Consider the following 17,983-nt stretch of genomic DNA (forward strand, 5'->3'; position numbering starts at 1 on the left):
CATGATGACTGGGGATTTAGAAATGGACCTATTAACAGTTCTTGTATTGAATCTAATCTTCATCCTGATCACTACGTTTGTTTTCCAATATGTTATCATATACAAATTTAAAACATTATATCAAAAACATGCCAAACCGTTGATTGTCTTATTAGCAGGAACGCAGATCGTTTTTTGCATGACTTTCACGCTGATGTTCAACAGTCATTTCATGTTTGATTTACGATTGATTCCTGTAGTCGTTGGCGGCCTCTATGGCGGTCCGATTGTAAGCATCCTCCTTTTCATGATTGTTGACCTGGTAAGGATTCCAATGGGCGGCAATGGTGTATGGGTCAATTTCTTCAATATGCTGACCGTCACCGTTTTCATATCATACATATCCCTTAAATTCCGGAACTTCCCTCTCACTAAAAAGCTTTATACAGTTGTGGCTGTTGCAATTTCATATACCATCCTGATTTTTTTGATGAAGACCGCGGTCTTTAATGACCCTAGTGATCCTCATTTCATGGTCATATACGGTATTACTCTATCAGTTGGGATTTTCATTATTGTTTATTATATTGAAATTATGAAGCAAAACCTTGTCCTGCATAACGCTGTGATTAAATCCGATAAAATTGAAGTCGTTTCCCAGCTGGCTGCGAGTGTCAGCCATGAAGTCCGCAATCCGCTTACCGTAACGAGAGGTTTTCTGCAGATGCTGAAGGACCCCTCAATAGAGGAAGAAAAAAGGCTATATTATCTGAATACTGCCATCGATGAACTTGATCGAGCTGAGACGATCATAAAGGATTATCTCACTTTCGCCAAACCACAATCAGGAATAGCCTCTTCCATCAGTGTGAAGAATGAAATTGAAAAAGCACTTGAACTCATCGTTCCTTACGCCAATCATTTCTCGGTCAGCATAAAAAAGGATTTGATCGAGGGAATGTATATTTCCGGGGAAGCTTCTAAATTCCACCAGTGTATATTGAATATCATCAAAAATGGCATAGAGGCGATGCCAAACGGCGGGGATCTGGTGATTAGCTGCAGCACAACGGAAACCAAGCAGGCCACCATCTCCATAAAGGATACAGGCTGCGGCATGAGCCAGCAGCAAATTGCCAGACTCGGGGAGCCGTATTTATCCACCAAAGCTGAAAAAGGCACCGGACTTGGCATGATGGTCGTCTACAATATCATCAATGAAATGAACGGCAGTATCGAGGTGAAAAGCAAATTGGAACATGGAACCATATTTAAAATCGATTTGCCGCTATATAATACGGAAAAACGGGAGATATAATCATCTCCCGTTTTTAATCTTCTATTAAGTTTATGACTGGCACGTCTTTTTCAACTTCCGGCTCAGATTTTGAATACACCCTTGCCATCATTGTTTTTTCGTCAACATGCTGGATGATGACAGGTGTGCCATCATATGTCACATTGATCAAATCCGCGGAATCAACTATTTCCTTAGCCCTGCCCACATTCATTCTGCGTCCCTCCTTCTTGATAACAAACATAATTTATGCGTAATCATATCATGCTATCCAAGAATCGGAGCTAATCATTAAATCTTGAAATTGAGCCTGATCACCTTTGCTTTCCTTAAGGTTTCAAAGATAATCACGACGATCGGCCCGATAAAAATACCGGCAATACCCATCAGCTTCAGGCCGATGTACATACTGATCAAAGAGGCGAGCGGAGAAATACCAAGGCTTGAAGAATAGATCTTGGGCTCAATCACCCTCCTGACAACAGTAATGACGAAAAACAGGATAATCAAACCTATCCCGAGAAAATGGTTATCCTGCAGTATCGCAATGACAGCCCAGGGAACAAGTACGGACCCTGTCCCGAGGATCGGCAGGATATCAACCGCCACAATCAATAGAGACAGGAGGCCAGTATACTTCACACCTAATATACTCATGCCAGCCATGGCCATTACAAAGGTAACAAAACTCAGGATGATCTGAGCTTTTAAAAATCCGATTCCTGCCTTGTTTAATTCGCTGCCGACAAGAAAAACCTTTTGACGGGTTTGGTCCTTCAAATGGGATTCAAATTTCCTTTTCAGGTTGGGAAGTTCTAGACTGAACAAGAAGAACGCAATCAAAAACACAAGAAATTCGATCATGAATCCTGGGATTGCCGCCAGCAGATTGATCATCCCAGCAATGAATTGCTGAAGAAAGGAATCAAGTGCGTTAATGTTTTTTTCAGTTGTCTCCTCGATTTGAGCAATGACTTCAACTGGGAAATCTTTCGAGTAGAATTCCCATTTATGCATCAGCGGCAGGATCGCTGTCCTGTAGAAATCCTTAACAAAAGTAGGCGTCTTTTCTGATAATGCTACGGCCTGGTGTGCGATGATGGAGACTAGATTATATCCAATCACACCCAGCAGCATGACAAATCCGATAAATACAGCCAATACAGCTTGGAGACGCCGGAACGAAAATCTTTTTATAATCCATTGGACCGTTCCTTCAAGCATGACCGCAGTCAGAAAAGCAAAGATGAGCGGCAGGCTGTAAGGAACAAGAAGGAGGATGACTGCAGCAGCCACTCCAGCCAATATCCATTTTTTCCACATAATATAAACTCCCTTTAAAAAAACTAAACCTGGAATAGCTTTAACGTTACTATAAACCATCTTTGCCTTGACTGCTATTTTTTCCGCCAGATAATTTTGTTTCTTCCTATAGTAGGGTATAAAGGTAAAAACGATTAGATGAGGAGATTTCATGGAAGGCACATTTAATTTTTCCAAACCGCTGGACACAGATTTTTTTCAACAGCCAACACTTGATTTGGCTTCTTCCCTGCTTGGATGCATCCTGGTAAAAGAAACCGAAGAAGGGACAGCCGCTGGAATCATTGTCGAGACTGAAGCCTATATTGGCCCGATGGATCAGGCGGCACACAGTTATGATAATCGCAGGACAGCGAGGACTGAGATTATGTTCCATCAGGCGGGGCTGGCCTATACTTATGTCATGCATACCCATACTTTATTCAATGTTGTCAGTGGAGAGCCAGGCAAACCAGAAGCTGTATTAATCCGTGGAGTGGAACCATTATCAGGATTGGATTTAATGGTCAAACGGCGAGGCATGCCAGAATCGGCCAATCTCACCAATGGTCCAGGAAAACTGACGAAAGCGCTCGGTATCAATATGTCAGATTACGGTCATCCTTTGACGAAGAAGCCACTTTTCATCACTCAGGGTCCGGTTCCTGACAGCATTTCATCAGGCAAAAGAATCGGCATCGATAACTCCGGGGAAGCGAGGGACTATCCATGGCGGTTCTGGATCACCGGCAATCGTTATGTTTCCAGGCACCAGAAGGCCGAAAAGACAATTGTGAACAATGGAGGATCAACATGAAAAAGAAAGCAATATTTTTGGACAGGGACGGTGTCCTCAATGAAGTACTATCTGACCGTGTAAAATTCGTCAACACCCCTGAAGACCTCTACCTGCTGGAAGGGGCAGCCGAAGCGGTCGCAGAACTGAGCAAAGCTGGTTATGAAATCTATGTAGTCACGAACCAAGGAGGCGTCGGGCTCGGCTTTTTAAAAGAAAAACGACTGCACGAAATCCATGACACCATGATTGAAATGATCAAGGAGCATGGCGGCCATATCAAAGAGGTCGCCTACTGCCCACACAAGCCAAAAGCCGGTTGCGAGTGCCGAAAACCGAACGCCGGCATGCTCCTGGACCTTGCCAGCAGACATGACATCAACCTGGAAGGAAGCGTCATGGTCGGCGACCACGAACGTGATATCGAAGCCGGAAAAAAAGCAGGCTGCAAAACCGTCTTCATTGGAACAGAAGAAACAAGTGCAGACCAAAAAGCCCCTTCACTCCAGGGAGCGGTTCCACTCATACTCGAACTATTAGCTCAAGAATAACTTCCATCGTTAAAACCGCTGCCCTTGTAGAACTGGCAGCGGTTTTTGAAGTTGTGGACGATCCTATTATGTGACCGTGATCCAGAGTTCGCACCCTTTTCGGTCACATCTTTTATGTGACCGTGTTCCCGGGTTCAATCCCTATTCGGTCACATATTACATTTGAATAAACTCATTCATCTCCTATTGCCGGCTATTCCCCGTTTTGACAGCACAACCTAAGGCGCAGTTACCTTCGTCAATGACCGCCCTAGTTCCAGCGCCTTGCGATTGATTTCCAATAGGGTATGTTTTTCAGGAGCAAGCACCTTTTTCAATGCTTCGAGTATTGATGCGTCGGACAGGATTCCTGTCTCCTCCAAAAATGCACCGAGCAAAATCATGTTGGCGACTTTTGGGTTGCCAAGTTCATTGGCCTTGTCGGTTCCGTTGATATTCAATACCCTGATGTCGGTTCTTTCCGATCTTTTTGAAATCAATGAGGAGTTTACAATGAGCAATCCTCCGGCCCTTACGACTGGCTCGAATTTTTCATAAGAAGGATTATTCAGGACTATGGCCGTCGTTGGTCTTGATACAAGCGGCGAGCCCACCTGCTGCTCGCTGACCACCACTGCACAGTTGGCAGTGCCGCCTCGCTGCTCAGGGCCGTAGGATGGCAGCCATGAGACAAACTTGCCCTCTGTCATTCCGGCGTAGGCGATCAGCTGGCCCATAGACATGACCCCCTGGCCGCCAAAGCCGGCAATCAGGATTTCTTCCATCAGCGCACATCCCCTTTCTGCGAGTCCCTATAAACACCAAGAGGATAAGCAGGCACCATATTGTCCTTGATCCAATCTAGTGATTCGTTAGGATCCAGACCCCAGTTCGTCGGACAGCTTGAAAGTACCTCGACCATCGAGAAGCCTAACCCCTGCTTCTGTGTTTCAAACGCTTTGCGAATTGCTTTTTTTGTTTTTATGATGTTCGGAACATCATGTGTTGAAACCCGCTCGATAAAAGCCGTCCCATCAAGTGTAGACAGCATCTCACTAACCCGGATCGGCAGTCCCTGGACACTCGCATTGCGTCCAAATGGAGTCGTCGTGGTTTTCTGGCCAATCAGGGTAGTCGGCGCCATCTGTCCGCCTGTCATCCCATAAATCGCGTTGTTGACGAAGATGACGGTAATGTTTTCTCCCCGTGCCGCCGCATGGACAGCCTCGGCAATCCCAATCGAAGCCAGGTCGCCATCTCCCTGATAGGTAAAAACAAACCGGTCTGGGAGGACACGCTTGATTCCGGTTGCTACGGCAGGAGCCCGGCCATGTGCCGCCTGCGTCATATCACAATTGAAATATTCAAAGGACAGCACCGAGCAGCCTACAGATGCAACTCCGACCGTATCCTCCAGGATGCCCATTTCTTCCAGCACTTCTCCAACCATCCTGTGGATGATCCCATGGGTGCAGCCAGGACAGTAATGGGTCTGGGTATCCGTCAGGCCCGCTGTTTTCTCGAACACTGTTTTCATCGTCATACCTCAACACCCCCGGCCAGCTTGATGATTTGATCATAGATTTCTTCCTGGGTCGGCACTACCCCGCCAGTACGGCCGAAAAATGAAACAGGTGCTTTGCCATTGACAGCCAGCCTGACATCCTCAACCATCTGCCCGGCACTCATCTCTACTGAAAGATAGCCCTTCACCCTGTCTCGAGTTTCAACGAACGGCACTTCAGGGAACGGCCATAATGTAATTGGCCGGATCATGCCGATTTTCAGTCCATCCTTGCGTGCTTTATTGATTGCATTCATAGCAATCCTTGCAGCGGTGCCATAAGCTGTTACGATATATTCCGCATCTTCTGTTTCATATGTCTCATATCTGACTTCATTTTGCTGGATCAACGCGAATTTTTTCTGAAGATGTTCATTGCGTTTTTCGAGGGCATCAGCATTTAGTTCCAGTGATGTGATGACCCTCGGCTTGCCGTCCCCGCGGGTTCCTGTCGTCGCCCACTCCTTCTGTTCCGGCTCCCTTTCCTTCAGTTCCTTGAATTCAACCGGTTCCATCATCTGTCCGAGCATGCCGTCGCCAAGCAGGATGACAGGCGTCCTATAGCGGTCGGCAATATCAAATGCTGCTTCCGTCAGGTCAATGATTTCCTGAAGTGTTGATGGCGCCAGGACTGGTGTATGATAGTCCCCATGCCCTCCGCCCTTTGTAACCTGGAAATAGTCCGATTGCGCCGGCTGGATGTTCCCAAGCCCAGGGCCTCCGCGAACAACATTCACGATCAGCGCCGGCAGCTCGGCCCCGACCAGATAGGAAATGCCTTCCTGCTTCAGGCTGAAGCCAGGGCTTGAAGAAGATGTCATCACGCGCACTCCGGTTCCTGCTGCACCATAGACCATATTGATGGCAGCCACTTCACTTTCCGCCTGTAAAAATAACCCGCCAACCTCGGGAAGCCTTCTTGCCATATAGGCTACAAGCTCACTCTGCGGAGTAATCGGATAACCGAAAAAATACTTGCAGCCCGCATGGACAGCAGCTTCCGCGATTACCTCGTTACCCTTCATCAGTACTTTCCCCATTGTCACCTCTCCTTTGCTAAACAGATTTACGAACTTTTTCAGGCCTATAGACAGTGATTACGGAATCCGGACACATCTGAGCGCACTTTCCGCAACTGATGCAGTTATCCTGATCTGTGACAACCGCTGGCCGGTATCCCTTTTCATTCAAGTAATCAGCCAGATAGATCACATTTGTCGGACAAGCGTTTACACACAACTTGCATGATTTACAAGTCTCATCGTTAAAAATAACTCTCTGCTTCATCGCATATGCCTCCTTTACATTTCCCACGGCAATTTCAAGTACCTGGAGATCACCTTCACTCGCGATGCCGTTTCAATATCGACTGCTTCGGTTGCCAAATGCCGCGGCACCACCGTGTACAAAAGTGGAATCCCCAGCTGATCACATAGCGCAGAACTAAGCTGTAAACCCTTTGTCACATCCTCCATCGTGGTTTCATTGCCAACATTTGAATTATTGATGATACCGGTGATCTTCAACCTTGACGCCTTTTCAATTTTCTTCAAGGTGTCCATTGCACCTTCCAGTGTACTTACATAAGGACGGTTGGCATTCAGGATGAACAGTACTTCTGGCTTCAGTTCTTTCCAATCGTTGTAAAATTGCCCCAGTGCCATCGCACCATCCTTATCCCCGCCAGCATCGACAATCAGATTATACGACGGATCATAAATCACTCTGCCCAAATCGCCAGGAACAATCGGCAAATCCGCAGCAGCAAGTCTTTCGGCAGGTGCGATCAATTCAATTCCTTTATCCAAAAACATAGCCCTCGCATCCCTGGCACGATAATAAGGATTGACGATATCAAGGTCTGCAACTGCTACTCTCTCAGTCTCCATTGCTGCCTCTAACGCCAGATTGATACATAATTCGGTTTTGCCGCTTCCGAAATGGCCGGTAATGATGGTAATATCCGCCCCACGCTTCACGGCTACACCCCCTTTATTGAAAGCGCTTTCTTTTAGTATTATATAAGTTTCCTTCCAGCTTCTCTTTGACAAAAGTCACGTTTTCGATGAGAAAAGCGCAAGCGCCTTGGTCAGCCCCGACAAGCGCTGGAGGGCCGACCAGTGAAGTCGCTCTTTGACTTCATTGGGCGGACCGAAGCGACTCGAGGGGCTAGGCGCTGGAGCTGGACAATTCTCGTAGTGAAAATTATACTTTCTTATCTTTTAAAAAAGGAGTTCATCATGAACTCCTTTTTTATCATTCTTTATATTGCGAAACTCAGGACGACCTTTTGCGGCATGTCCTGTTCTTCGTAAACATCTTTTCTCAATCGCTCACATGATGGCATCTCATAGGAGAAATCCTGTACTGCCTCAGGAATCAATCCTTCAGCTTTCAAAGTTTCAAACACCTTTTGCATCGCATCATCCGAATCCAGGCATTCATCTGAACCTTCATATTTAAAGCAATCTACACATGTCTCCACGATATTTGCATCAACCTGCTCCTGAGTAAAAACCAGTTTTGCGCCAGCCATCTTTTCAACTTCCCGATTTTCCAACTCAATAATCGTCGTTACGTTCATTATCGGCACCTCCGTTTGGATTACACTATCATTATAGTAAGTTGCAAACCAAACAGGGGTGTTTTGCGAATTAGTTCATTTTTTATTCACATATTTCATTCAAAAAGTTGTCAAAACTCCATAATGGCGAGACTTTCGATACCAGTGCAGGGATTTAACCATCGAATCAATTTCGCTGTTACAGTTATCATCCTAATAATCAGAAAAAATCAAATAGATAAACTTCCGGAAATCCAATTGACCTAGGAAAAAATAACTGATACGATCTCTAGTATTATTTAAATCTATAATTTTTCCTTGTATATGTTCGAGAATATGGCTCGGACGTTTCTACCATGCTACCGTAAAAAGCGTGACTACAAGGGACTGAAATATTTGCTATTCTTTTTTAGCATCTATTTGTCCTTTGTGGTACTCCGGCAGCATTCACTGCCGGAGTTTTTTATTTCAAAAAAACAACCAGGGGGACAGCACATATGAAAAACTTTTTCCAGTTCGCAGAGCGAAACACGAATTACAAACAAGAGACACTTGCCGGGATTACGACGTTCTTGTCGATGGCGTACATTCTTGTCGTGAACCCGATGATCCTAAGCCAGGCTGGCATGGACAAGGGAGCGGTGTTTACAGCTACTGCTCTTTCCGCTATCATCGGCTCATTGCTCATCGGGCTGCTTGCCAATTTTCCGATCGGCATCGCGCCGAGCATGGGTTTGAATTCCTTTTTCACTTTTAGCGTCAGCATCGGAATGGGGGTTGAATGGGAGGTCGCCCTTACAGGAGTCTTCATTGCGGGTGTCCTGTTCGTCATCCTCAGCCTTCTGAAAATCCGTGAAAAGATCATCAATGTCATCCCGCAGGATTTGAAGCATGCGATTGCAGCAGGAATCGGCTTTTTCGTCGCATTCATCGGCTTGAAAAATGCTGGTATCATCGTTGGCAGCGAAGCGACGTTTGTATCGATCGGCAATCTTACATCAGGACCTGTATTGCTTGCCTTGTTCGGCTTCATCATCAGTGTGATCATGATGGCCCGCGGAATCAGGGGCGGTATTTTTTACGGAATGGTCGTTGCCACAATCATCGGGATTTTTACTGGCTTGATTGAAAAACCCAATTCCGTTGTGGGCACTGTCCCTGACATCTCGCCTACTTTCGGTGTTGTTTTTAACCATTTAGGTGATATTTTCTCACCAGATGTGCTTGCCGTCATTTTCACATTCCTGTTCGTTGCGTTCTTCGATACAGCTGGCGCTCTGATTGCCGTAGCTAGCCAGGCCGGATTGATGAAGGATAATAAAATCCCGAATGCAGGCCGTGCCCTGCTTGCTGATGCTGGTTCGGCGGTTGCCGGTGCTGTTCTTGGAACTTCAACAACAGCTTCATTCGTGGAATCTTCAGCAGGTATCGCGGTCGGCGGCCGCACCGGCTTCACTTCCGTCATCATTGCGGCCTGCTTTGGGGCAGCCATGTTTTTCTCACCCGTACTATCCGTGATTACACCGGAAGTTACTGCACCAGCCCTGATTATTGTTGGGGCGCTGATGGCAACTGAAATCAGCAAGATCGACTGGAGTAACCTTGCCGTCATCATTCCTGCCTTTGTGACCATCATCATGATGCCGCTCACCTTCAGCGTCGCAACAGGAATTGCGCTTGGTTTCATTCTATACCCATTGATGATGCTTGGAATGGGCAAGCTCAGAGATGTCCACCCGATTATGTATGTCCTGGGATTCCTGTTTGTCGGCTATTTTATATATGTATAACAACGCAGAGCCCGCAGCTATTAAGCTTGCGGGCTTTCAATTTAAAAAGGAATCAGCCCTGCACGGGCTGATTCCTTTTCATTAAGTTCTATTCATTCACCCATGCCAATCCGATTGTGCCCTGCCCTGTATGCGTGCCTGCAACCGGACTGAATGTAGTCGTTGTAAAAGAGATATCCGGGAATCGCTGCTGAAGTTCTGCTTGCCATTCGTTTGCCAATTGCTGCACATTTCCATGAATGACACTCGCTTCCCTTACATTGCCAGAGGCCTCCTCTAAAATTTGGAACAGGCGCTCCTTCACTTTCCTTTCTGTCCTGATCTTATCAAACAGAACAACCTTCCCATCATCGAACCTGACAATCAGCTTCAGCTTGATCAAGCTGCCGATGATCACCTGGGTTGTCGAGAGCCGGCCCCCTTTATGGAGCTGCTCCAGGCTTCCTGGTGCCATATACAGATTGGCCTTGTCAGGCAGCGTCCTTAAATGGGACACGATTTCATCATATGACTTGCCTTCCTTTTGAAGCTCAATCCCCTTTTCAACCATTCGTCCCAATGGAAAGGAACCAATTTTCGAGTCAATGACATCCACTTTGAAATCCACCATGCTGGATGCAGCTACTGAAGCTTGGTAAGTTCCTGTAAGGGCACTTGAGGCGTGAATCGCAATCGCATGCTTGTATTGCTCCTTGAGCTTCTGGTAGAGTTCAACAAACTCACCGATGGCTGGCTGCGATGTTTTCGGCAGGACCTTTGAAGCCGCAAGCTTTGGATAAAAATCCTCTGCTGTAATATCAACGCCCTCCAAATAGGCTTCTTCGCCGAAAATAATGCTTAAAGGCACAACGTATATATGGTTTTCTTTTATGAATTCTTCTGATAGTGAAGATGTACTGTCGGTTACCCATGCAATGTTATTTAATGTCGTCATGTTCTCTCCTGTTCTCCGTCAAAAATATAGCAATGAATATGCTTACAATTCCCATGATATATGAAGTTTCCTCATAAAACTATTAGTAATTTTTAAGAATACGATTTATTTGTTAGAAACTATAAAAAAGTTAATAACATTGACACATGTTTTTACTCATGGCCCAACGGGAACAATGGTATAAACTCGACTGGGAGGAACATGTTCCATGGACCCTTATATCTACGCATTATATTCCCTCATCTACTTAATTTTATTCCTGTGGGGACTAAAAGCTTCAATCAAATCCGGATTTTTCAGATGGATGAATGTACTTTTGCTCGTTACGTTCGGCCTGATCTATGACAACCTGGTTCTTGCGTTAGGAGGCATGATTGGCGAAGGCGCTTTTTTAAAGAACATGAACTTCTTGCGTTTTTGGTTCCATGCCATTTTCACACCACTACTGATCATATTTTCATGGGCGGCAGCTAGCAAGACAAACCTCAGTTGGTTAAAAGGGCGAGGCGGACTGCTTTTTGCGGGATTTCTCACAGTGGCCATGGTCATTTCCGAGCTTGTACAAAATACGATAGACCTCAAGCTGGAGCCTGACCGCTCTTTTGGAGTGTTAAGCTATGAATCTGCAGGCTCTCATGGTCCGCCAATCATGATCATCGGCGTGACAGCCGCCTTGCTAATTGCCGGCATCATCCTTTGGAAAAAAAGGAAGTGGAAATGGATGGCCATCGGGGTCATTCTTATGGGAATTGGAAGTGCTGTTCCCTTTCCAGTGGAAAGCGATGCTGCGACCAACGGATTCGAACTGATTCTGCTCATTTCACTATGGGCCACAAAGGCATTTCTGGAAAATAATCAGGCCGTGAATGAGGCCTGATCATTTCCTAGAATAGTCTCATTATCTCCTCAACTGATAACTGCTTGCCAGATGAGACCACTTTTTCATCAATGACCACAGCAGGTGTACGATTAACTGAATACCTTTCGATTTCCTTACAATCTTGTATCATCTCAACAAAAGCCGCGACCCCAGCTTCCTGGATCGCCCTATTAATATTATTCTCAAGTCCCCTCGCTTCTTCACAATCCGTTCCCAACACTTTAATGATCATATACTTCCCCTCCTTATGATAAAAACACAACATGACCGTATAAAGTGAATTTACCCCATTTCTTAAAACGAAAGACTGTTGGGGGGCAGATCTTTGAATTGTCCATCAGGTATATGCTGAGAACCCATCCTGATTTTGACAGCTTTTACTGCTATCACCCCTAACCTGTCAAAATAACCACGATTTCTTGACAGCTTTCACTGCTATCACCAATAACCTGTCAAAATAACCACGATTNCTTGACAGCTTTTACTGCTATCACCCCTNACCTGTCAAAATAACCACNNTTTCTTGACAGCTTTTACTGCTATCACCCCTTACCTGTCAAAATAACNNCNCTTTCTTGACAGCTTTCACTGCTATCACCTCAAACCTGTCAAAATNACNAAGCTTTNTTGACAGCTTTNACTGCCAACGCCCCTAACCTGTCAAAATAACCAAGCTTTTTTGACAGCTTTTACCCCTATCACCCCTCACCTGTCAAAATTCCGACGCTTTCTTGCCCCTGTACTTAAGTTCAAGTGTGTTCAACCACACTTATCCCTTAATCCTCCCTCCAGATCCCATTGCTTTTTAGAAATCCGAAAATGTGAGAAGATAGAAAAGTATTAATAAGAAGAGGAGGCGCATGGGATGCCAAAAAATCTCCAGGATACCACTAAATTACATAACGGAGTCGAGATGCCTTGGTTTGGCCTTGGTGTGTTCAAGGTGAAGGAAGGTTCGGAAGTTGTTGAGTCTGTCAAAGCTGCCCTTAAGAATGGCTATAAAAGCATCGATACTGCTGCTGTATACAAGAATGAGGAAGGTGTAGGCCAGGCACTCAAAGAAGCTGGGGTTCCTCGTGAAGAGTTATTTATCACGACAAAGGTATGGAATTCGGATCAGGGTTATGAATCCACTCTTCAGGCTTTTGAGACAAGCATGGAAAAGCTGGGCCTTGATTATCTAGATCTTTACCTGATTCACTGGCCTGTTGAGGGTAAATATAAAGAAACATGGAAAGCTCTTGAAAAGCTATATAAAGACGGCCGTGTCCGCGCAATCGGTGTCAGCAATTTCCACGTCCATCATCTAAAAGATTTGATGGCGGATGCAGAAGTTAAGCCAATGGTCAATCAGGTTGAATATCATCCACATTTGGCCCAGACCGAGCTGCTCGAATTCTGTAAAGCCGAAGGTATTCAAATGGAAGCATGGTCACCATTGAAACAGGGTGAACTTCTGTCAGAACCGACGATTGTCGAAATTGCCGAAAAGCATGGAAAATCACCGGCTCAAATCATCCTTCGCTGGGATTTGCAAACTGGCGTAGTGACAATTCCAAAATCCATCAAGGAACACCGCATTATCGAAAATGCAGATATCTTTGACTTCGAACTATTTTCCGAGGATATGGACCGTTTGAACAGCTTGAACAAAGACGAGCGTGTAGGACCGGATCCTGATAACTTTGATTTTTAATTAGTACCCAAGTAGTTAGCCGCAGAATCTGAATTCTGCGGTTTTTTTCCGCAAAAAAATTATGACTAAATTATTATACCTAAACTTATTATCTGGTGCTAAAAATCACTTCTTTTTATTCCCCCACATGTTAAACTGCAAAAGAATAAAGGTGAAAGGGGTAGTAAAATGAATTTTCCAGAGCTTAAAATCGGTCATATGGTCACAAGTGTTCCAATCATGCAAGGAGGAATGGGGGTTGGAATTTCACTGAGCGGATTAGCATCTGCCGTGGCAAACTCAGGCGGCATTGGCATCATTTCCGGAACAGGGATCTCGACCGAGGAATTACGGTTACATATCAGGAAGGCCAGGGAGCTAACAGAGAGCAAGGGTTATATTGGCGTTAATGTCTTGTTTGCTATGAACGACTTTGCTGAAAAAATGAAGGCTGCATTGGATGAAAAAGTTGATTTCATCATCTCTGGTGCAGGAATCTCAAGGGATATGTATTCTTGGGGCAGACAGGCAGGCATCCCTGTCATCTCGATCGTCTCGTCCGCGAAGCTAGCTAAAATCTCGGAACGCCTGGGTGCATCCGCAGTAGTCGTGGAGGGATTCGAGGCAGGCGGGCATCTAGGGACAGACAAGCCGTTATTTGAAATACTCCCCGACATTATTGAGTCTGTATCGATTCCTGTCATTGCTGCCGGAGGAATTATGACAGGTACTGATATCGCCAGGGCCTTATCACTTGGCGCATCCGGTGTCCAAATGGGCACAAGGTTCGTGGCCAGCGAGGAATGTGATGCTCCGCAAAGCTTTAAGGAAAAATACGTCTCCGCTGCAGAAGAGGACCTACAGCTGGTAAAAACAACTGTAGGATTGCACGGGCGGGCTATTGCCAATCATTTTACCAGGCTAATTACTACTTCAGATAAACTAAGAATCAAAAAATGCCGAGATTGCCTGAAGAATTGCTCCTATCAATTTTGTACACTAGACTCTCTGCTTACCTCGGTTGCAGGGGATGTAGAGAACGGCCTTGTATTTGCTGGTGCCAGGGTGGGTGAAATAAAAGAAATCCTCCCAGTCAGGAAAATCATTGAAAATTTAAGGATGGAATATATATCAGCTGCTAAAAGCTTTGCTTAGAAAGGGTGTTTTTTCACATGTTCTGCTTCCCTTCTAATGGTTTCCAAAAGCAGCATTTCATCAAAACAGACAACCATTCAAGTGGTTGTCTGTTTTGTTTACAGCGTTATGAAAAATTCCTGGTTTGTTCGCTGACCTTCTGTGAAAACCCGTTCGTTGAAATAGATTTCTTCCTCATTCATTAATATGACAGTCGAGCTTCTTGTCCCGTATCCTTCGCTTTTAATGAACATCGGTGACAGCAATCGTTCCCACTCGAGTGAAACACCTGTTGAAGGCAAAGTATGATCAGGTGCAGGATCGGCATTTTCCAGGTGGCTGAACAATTCTTCTGCCAAATCGGACGAATCCTCAGATAATATTTTCTTCAGCCCTGTTTTACCTTTTTCCACCTTCGGCCAATCGGTATTGAGCAGGTGGTTGCTTACCCCATGGATGCCAGGCTCTATTTTCACGGGCTGATTTCCACGATTCGAATAGTAATAAAGTTCTTCCATGTCACCAGCCAAAAGATTATACCCAGGATATTCGAGACGCCGTTGTGCCATTTTCTGCAGATATGTCCCGGGATCATCCATTCCCTTCAGATAATCGGCCACAAGTTCGCCACGAGTCCTTTTTCCAGCAGTCTGTTCACTTGAATCGCGGTAATTTGTCAGCGCAGCAAATCTCCCTGAAGTGGTCACGCCCATCCAGGTGCCCTTTTTTTCAAGGTCACGTCCGGCCAGCAGCTCTGGGGCATCCTCCCAAAAAGCCGCTGGGGCCGTGGCACGTTTGTATGCTTCATCCCTATTTGCAGCGACAATCAGCTTATATTGGGGATGCGCTTTATAAGCAAATAAAATTAAACACATTCATCATCACAGCTTTCCGTTCGGTTTTCCTCTATTATAACTCAAAGCAAAAAAAGAGAAGGACCAAGTCCCTCCCTTTTCAATCATTTATTATAACAACATTCCTGCCATTGCTGCGCTTAATAATGAAGCAAGCATACCAGCGATGATGGATCTTACACCCATTCTTGCAATGTCTGAACGGCGTTCTGGAGCAAGGCTTCCAAGTCCGCCAAGCAGGATTCCCATTGAAGAAACGTTTGCGAAACCACAAAGCGCAAAGCTGATGATTGCTACTGTTTTAGCAGATAATTCACCGATTTGCGGTCCGAATGAAGAGTATGCAACAAATTCATTCAAGATTAATTTTTGGCCGATGAATCCGCCAGCCTTGATCGCTTCATCCCATGGAACTCCGATTGCGAAGGCAAGTGGAGCAAATAAATAGCCAAGAATCATTTCAAGAGTTAAGTTTCCAGCTCCGAAGAATCCTCCAATGAACCCAATGATTCCGTTGATCAAAGCAATCAATGCGATGAACGCAAGCAACATGGCGCCGATATTCAATGCTAATTGAAGACCTGTGCTGGCACCCTTTGCGGCTGCATCGATGACGTTAGCTGAATCAGTGTCTTTTTCCATTTTCAGTTCATCCGAAGTTACTGACTTCTCTGTTTCCGGAATCATGATCTTCGCCATTACCAAACCTGCCGGAGCAGCCATGAAGCTTGCTGCGAGCAAGTATTCCAATGGAACACCTAACAGTGAATAACCAATCAATACAGAACCTGCTACAGAAGCCAGGCCACCAACCATGATTGCGAACAACTCAGACTGAGTCATTTTTGCAATATACGGCTTAACAACAAGCGGTGCTTCAGTCTGCCCTACGAAAATGTTAGCTGCAGCTGATAGTGATTCAGCTTTGCTCGTTCCCAGCAATTTAGAAAGCGCTCCACCAAGGATCTTGATGATTACTTGCATGATTCCAAGGTAGTAAAGTACAGATATTAAAGATGAGAAGAAGATAACAACAGTCAATACTTGGAAAGCAAATACGAAACCGATATTTTCAGCCTGGAACAATCCGCCGAACAGGAATTGTACACCAGCGTCAGTATAGTTGACGATTTCATTGACACCAAGTGAGAGCTTTTTCAATAACAGCTTTCCTGTTTCCCACTTCAGTACTGCGAAAGCGAAGATGAATTGGATTGCCAATCCACCAAGGATTGTGCGCAAATTGATGGATTTTTTGTTATTTGAGAAAATGAATGCGATTCCCAAAACGACTGCAATTCCCATCAGACCCCATAAAATATTCATTGTGACCCACCTCTTGTTGTGTAATTTGTTAACGTTTACAAATGAATTGAAAAAAATTTCACTAAACCGTTTACATTTGCTTAACTTAAACTTTCTATAGCAAATATATCAGAACTACAGAACTTTTGTAAATACGTTTTTGAACAAATGTAAAATGAAAATAATCCCTTTTCATTTTTTCGACAAAAATACCCGCAAGGCTGAAAACCTACCGGGTATTTGTTTGTTCCTTATGGCTTTTGTTAATGAATACAATGCTTTACCTTTACTTATCTAATAGGAACTTTGCTGTGAATTGGTCTGTTACAAGCACATTAGTATACTTCCCTTTTAATGCACCATAAATACCTTCAATTTTATGGGCTCCGCCTGCCACTAAAATAGAATACTTTTTCTTCTTTAATTCTTCCAGCTCGATCCCCAATGTTCGCGCATTGAGATTTTCGTTGCAAACCTTTCCGTCCTTGTCGAAGAACCGGGAACAAATATCCCCCACTGCTTTCGAATAGATGACTTGCAGGTCATCTTCTGTAAAATAGCCTAACTGGAACAATAGTGATTCAGATTTAATCGGCCCGATTGTATAGACGGCGATGTTGGACTGCTTCCCCATTTCGAGGATTTTTTTGATATGCCTGTCCGCCTCCATTGCCTGCTTCACCACGACATGATCGACGATTGCAGGAAGTGGCAGGTGGTGGGGTGCACTGTTGAAGGCCTTGCCGAACAAATACAGGATTTCATTCGCATATGTATTTGTCTCAGAGTGGCTGACGCCTCCTTTCAACTGGACCACCTTAACATTCTTACATGGCTTTTGCTTCAGTTCCAGAGCTACGTGATACAGGGTCGTCCCCCAGGTAACGCCGATGATATCATCATGTTCAACTACTTCATTCAAAAAAGAAGCCGCTTTTTCCCCTAGATAGGTTTTGATGACACTGTCCTCATATTGAGGAATATGGGTAACGATCGCTTTTTTGAGCCCAAACTTTTGTTCAAGCTGCAAAGACAGATTCTCCACATCCTCAGTCGGATCCATGATCTTTATATCAACAATGCCCTCCTGCTTCGCAATCTGAAGGAACCTCGAGACTGTCGGCCGCGACACGCCCAGTTCTTTCGCAATATCATTCTGGTTATAATCCAGCAGGTAATACAGCTTTGCCGCCTCGATTATCTTCAATAATTTTTCTTTTTCCATTCTGATCACCTTTGGAAATGACTTAAATTCAATACTTTCATTTTAGCAAAAAAATCATATGAAAACATTTACATTTTAAAAAAGAGCAAAATGTTCATGAATCTCCACATCTTTACATATGATTAGGCTCTTTTGAACATTTAGTTCGAATTTTG

20 protein-coding genes and 1 riboswitch are annotated in these 17,983 nt (G+C 44.8%); of the genes, 7 read left to right on the forward strand and 13 right to left on the reverse strand.

The window, feature by feature from the left end; translation table 11 throughout:
• Positions 1-22 precede the first annotated feature (22 nt).
• Entirely contained in the window at positions 23-1,297 is a 1,275-nt protein-coding gene (locus ACNAZ4_RS04275) for an ATP-binding protein (protein ID WP_415812930.1), read from the forward strand.
• A 13-nt stretch (positions 1,298-1,310) separates the two neighbouring features.
• Here the strand turns inward: ACNAZ4_RS04275 and ACNAZ4_RS04280 are convergent, their stop codons facing one another.
• Both ACNAZ4_RS04280 and ytvI read right to left on the reverse strand, forming a co-directional pair.
• Positions 1,311-1,490: an H-type small acid-soluble spore protein gene (locus tag ACNAZ4_RS04280; protein WP_415812931.1), complete on the reverse strand. Its 180-nt coding sequence runs from the start codon at positions 1,488-1,490 to the stop codon at positions 1,311-1,313.
• Positions 1,491-1,567: 77 nt separating this feature from the next.
• The gene (ytvI, locus tag ACNAZ4_RS04285) at positions 1,568-2,599 is read right to left on the reverse strand and encodes a sporulation integral membrane protein YtvI (RefSeq protein ID WP_415812932.1); all 1,032 of its coding nucleotides are present in this window, start codon (positions 2,597-2,599) and stop codon (positions 1,568-1,570) included.
• A 151-nt stretch (positions 2,600-2,750) separates the two neighbouring features.
• Between ytvI and ACNAZ4_RS04290 the strand changes: the two genes are divergently transcribed.
• Together ACNAZ4_RS04290 and ACNAZ4_RS04295 are read left to right on the forward strand one after the other, a co-directional pair.
• Positions 2,751-3,395, forward strand: a complete 645-nt coding sequence (locus ACNAZ4_RS04290) for a DNA-3-methyladenine glycosylase (protein ID WP_415812933.1) — start codon at positions 2,751-2,753, stop codon at positions 3,393-3,395.
• On the forward strand, positions 3,392-3,925 hold the full coding sequence (locus ACNAZ4_RS04295; RefSeq protein WP_415812934.1) for a D-glycero-alpha-D-manno-heptose-1,7-bisphosphate 7-phosphatase: 534 nt from the start codon (positions 3,392-3,394) through the stop codon (positions 3,923-3,925). Before ACNAZ4_RS04290 ends, ACNAZ4_RS04295 begins: the two co-directional genes overlap by 4 nt.
• A 218-nt stretch (positions 3,926-4,143) precedes the next feature.
• Here ACNAZ4_RS04295 and ACNAZ4_RS04300 read toward each other — a convergent pair whose 3' ends face one another.
• The 6 genes from ACNAZ4_RS04300 to ACNAZ4_RS04325 form a co-directional block, all read right to left on the reverse strand.
• Positions 4,144-4,689 (reverse strand): 2-oxoacid:acceptor oxidoreductase family protein, encoded by a 546-nt coding sequence (locus tag ACNAZ4_RS04300; RefSeq protein ID WP_415812935.1) that lies wholly within the window; start codon positions 4,687-4,689, stop codon positions 4,144-4,146.
• Positions 4,689-5,447 carry a thiamine pyrophosphate-dependent enzyme gene (locus ACNAZ4_RS04305; protein ID WP_415812936.1) on the reverse strand — a complete coding sequence of 253 codons (759 nt, stop codon included), beginning with the start codon at positions 5,445-5,447 and terminating at the stop codon, positions 4,689-4,691. Before ACNAZ4_RS04305 ends, ACNAZ4_RS04300 begins: the two co-directional genes overlap by 1 nt.
• Positions 5,444-6,508: a 3-methyl-2-oxobutanoate dehydrogenase subunit VorB gene (locus ACNAZ4_RS04310; protein WP_415812937.1), complete on the reverse strand. Its 1,065-nt coding sequence runs from the start codon at positions 6,506-6,508 to the stop codon at positions 5,444-5,446. The genes ACNAZ4_RS04305 and ACNAZ4_RS04310 overlap by 4 nt, the downstream gene beginning before the upstream one ends.
• A 16-nt stretch (positions 6,509-6,524) precedes the next feature.
• The gene (locus ACNAZ4_RS04315) at positions 6,525-6,755 is read right to left on the reverse strand and encodes a 4Fe-4S binding protein (protein WP_415812938.1); all 231 of its coding nucleotides are present in this window, start codon (positions 6,753-6,755) and stop codon (positions 6,525-6,527) included.
• A gap of 14 nt (positions 6,756-6,769) precedes the next feature.
• Positions 6,770-7,447, reverse strand: coding sequence for a nucleotide-binding protein (locus ACNAZ4_RS04320; protein ID WP_415812940.1), 678 nt, complete (start codon positions 7,445-7,447; stop codon positions 6,770-6,772).
• 284 nt (positions 7,448-7,731) lie between these two features.
• Positions 7,732-8,052, reverse strand: a complete 321-nt coding sequence (locus ACNAZ4_RS04325) for a hypothetical protein (RefSeq protein ID WP_415812941.1) — start codon at positions 8,050-8,052, stop codon at positions 7,732-7,734.
• Positions 8,053-8,329: 277 nt separating this feature from the next.
• Positions 8,330-8,431: riboswitch (purine riboswitch) on the forward strand.
• 97 nt (positions 8,432-8,528) lie between these two features.
• Between ACNAZ4_RS04325 and ACNAZ4_RS04330 the strand changes: the two genes are divergently transcribed.
• Positions 8,529-9,821: an NCS2 family permease gene (locus ACNAZ4_RS04330; RefSeq protein ID WP_415812942.1), complete on the forward strand. Its 1,293-nt coding sequence runs from the start codon at positions 8,529-8,531 to the stop codon at positions 9,819-9,821.
• Between the two features lie 88 nt (positions 9,822-9,909).
• On the opposite strand, the gene ACNAZ4_RS04335 is transcribed toward ACNAZ4_RS04330, so the two are convergent.
• Positions 9,910-10,755, reverse strand: a complete 846-nt coding sequence (locus ACNAZ4_RS04335) for a DegV family protein (protein ID WP_415812944.1) — start codon at positions 10,753-10,755, stop codon at positions 9,910-9,912.
• Positions 10,756-10,963: 208 nt separating this feature from the next.
• Between ACNAZ4_RS04335 and ACNAZ4_RS04340 the strand changes: the two genes are divergently transcribed.
• Entirely contained in the window at positions 10,964-11,632 is a 669-nt protein-coding gene (locus tag ACNAZ4_RS04340) for a hypothetical protein (RefSeq protein WP_415812945.1), read from the forward strand.
• A 7-nt stretch (positions 11,633-11,639) separates the two neighbouring features.
• Here ACNAZ4_RS04340 and ACNAZ4_RS04345 read toward each other — a convergent pair whose 3' ends face one another.
• Entirely contained in the window at positions 11,640-11,867 is a 228-nt protein-coding gene (locus ACNAZ4_RS04345; protein ID WP_415812947.1) for a thioredoxin family protein, read from the reverse strand.
• Between the two features lie 633 nt (positions 11,868-12,500).
• Here ACNAZ4_RS04345 and ACNAZ4_RS04350 point away from each other — a divergent pair.
• Positions 12,501-13,331 (forward strand): aldo/keto reductase, encoded by an 831-nt coding sequence (locus tag ACNAZ4_RS04350; protein WP_415812948.1) that lies wholly within the window; start codon positions 12,501-12,503, stop codon positions 13,329-13,331.
• Between the two features lie 168 nt (positions 13,332-13,499).
• A complete protein-coding gene (locus ACNAZ4_RS04355; protein WP_415812949.1) occupies positions 13,500-14,465 on the forward strand; it encodes an NAD(P)H-dependent flavin oxidoreductase in 966 nt (321 codons plus the stop codon).
• Positions 14,466-14,563: 98 nt separating this feature from the next.
• Here ACNAZ4_RS04355 and ACNAZ4_RS04360 read toward each other — a convergent pair whose 3' ends face one another.
• The 3 genes from ACNAZ4_RS04360 to ACNAZ4_RS04370 form a co-directional block, all read right to left on the reverse strand.
• The gene (locus ACNAZ4_RS04360) at positions 14,564-15,319 is read right to left on the reverse strand and encodes an NRDE family protein (protein ID WP_415812950.1); all 756 of its coding nucleotides are present in this window, start codon (positions 15,317-15,319) and stop codon (positions 14,564-14,566) included.
• A 90-nt stretch (positions 15,320-15,409) separates the two neighbouring features.
• Positions 15,410-16,624, reverse strand: a complete 1,215-nt coding sequence (locus ACNAZ4_RS04365; RefSeq protein WP_415812951.1) for a NupC/NupG family nucleoside CNT transporter — start codon at positions 16,622-16,624, stop codon at positions 15,410-15,412.
• Positions 16,625-16,889: 265 nt separating this feature from the next.
• Entirely contained in the window at positions 16,890-17,828 is a 939-nt protein-coding gene (locus ACNAZ4_RS04370; RefSeq protein ID WP_415812952.1) for a sugar-binding transcriptional regulator, read from the reverse strand.
• Positions 17,829-17,983 lie beyond the last annotated feature (155 nt).

The sequence above is a fragment of the Mesobacillus thioparans genome, assembly GCF_965138835.1.
GTDB lineage: Bacteria > Bacillota > Bacilli > Bacillales > Cytobacillaceae > Mesobacillus > Mesobacillus thioparans.

Coding starts and splice junctions, on each gene's coding strand:
- ACNAZ4_RS04275 (WP_415812930.1), top strand. CDS start 23: ATGGACCTATTAACAGTTCTTGTATTGAATCTAATCTTCATCCTGATC.
- ACNAZ4_RS04280 (WP_415812931.1), bottom strand. CDS start 1,490: ATGAATGTGGGCAGGGCTAAGGAAATAGTTGATTCCGCGGATTTGATC.
- ytvI (WP_415812932.1), bottom strand. CDS start 2,599: ATGTGGAAAAAATGGATATTGGCTGGAGTGGCTGCTGCAGTCATCCTC.
- ACNAZ4_RS04290 (WP_415812933.1), top strand. CDS start 2,751: ATGGAAGGCACATTTAATTTTTCCAAACCGCTGGACACAGATTTTTTT.
- ACNAZ4_RS04295 (WP_415812934.1), top strand. CDS start 3,392: ATGAAAAAGAAAGCAATATTTTTGGACAGGGACGGTGTCCTCAATGAA.
- ACNAZ4_RS04300 (WP_415812935.1), bottom strand. CDS start 4,689: ATGGAAGAAATCCTGATTGCCGGCTTTGGCGGCCAGGGGGTCATGTCT.
- ACNAZ4_RS04305 (WP_415812936.1), bottom strand. CDS start 5,447: ATGACGATGAAAACAGTGTTCGAGAAAACAGCGGGCCTGACGGATACC.
- ACNAZ4_RS04310 (WP_415812937.1), bottom strand. CDS start 6,508: ATGGGGAAAGTACTGATGAAGGGTAACGAGGTAATCGCGGAAGCTGCT.
- ACNAZ4_RS04315 (WP_415812938.1), bottom strand. CDS start 6,755: ATGAAGCAGAGAGTTATTTTTAACGATGAGACTTGTAAATCATGCAAG.
- ACNAZ4_RS04325 (WP_415812941.1), bottom strand. CDS start 8,052: ATGAACGTAACGACGATTATTGAGTTGGAAAATCGGGAAGTTGAAAAG.
- ACNAZ4_RS04330 (WP_415812942.1), top strand. CDS start 8,529: ATGAAAAACTTTTTCCAGTTCGCAGAGCGAAACACGAATTACAAACAA.
- ACNAZ4_RS04335 (WP_415812944.1), bottom strand. CDS start 10,755: ATGACGACATTAAATAACATTGCATGGGTAACCGACAGTACATCTTCA.
- ACNAZ4_RS04340 (WP_415812945.1), top strand. CDS start 10,964: ATGGACCCTTATATCTACGCATTATATTCCCTCATCTACTTAATTTTA.
- ACNAZ4_RS04345 (WP_415812947.1), bottom strand. CDS start 11,867: ATGATCATTAAAGTGTTGGGAACGGATTGTGAAGAAGCGAGGGGACTT.
- ACNAZ4_RS04350 (WP_415812948.1), top strand. CDS start 12,501: ATGCCAAAAAATCTCCAGGATACCACTAAATTACATAACGGAGTCGAG.
- ACNAZ4_RS04355 (WP_415812949.1), top strand. CDS start 13,500: ATGAATTTTCCAGAGCTTAAAATCGGTCATATGGTCACAAGTGTTCCA.
- ACNAZ4_RS04360 (WP_415812950.1), bottom strand. CDS start 15,319: ATGTGTTTAATTTTATTTGCTTATAAAGCGCATCCCCAATATAAGCTG.
- ACNAZ4_RS04365 (WP_415812951.1), bottom strand. CDS start 16,624: ATGAATATTTTATGGGGTCTGATGGGAATTGCAGTCGTTTTGGGAATC.
- ACNAZ4_RS04370 (WP_415812952.1), bottom strand. CDS start 17,828: ATGGAAAAAGAAAAATTATTGAAGATAATCGAGGCGGCAAAGCTGTAT.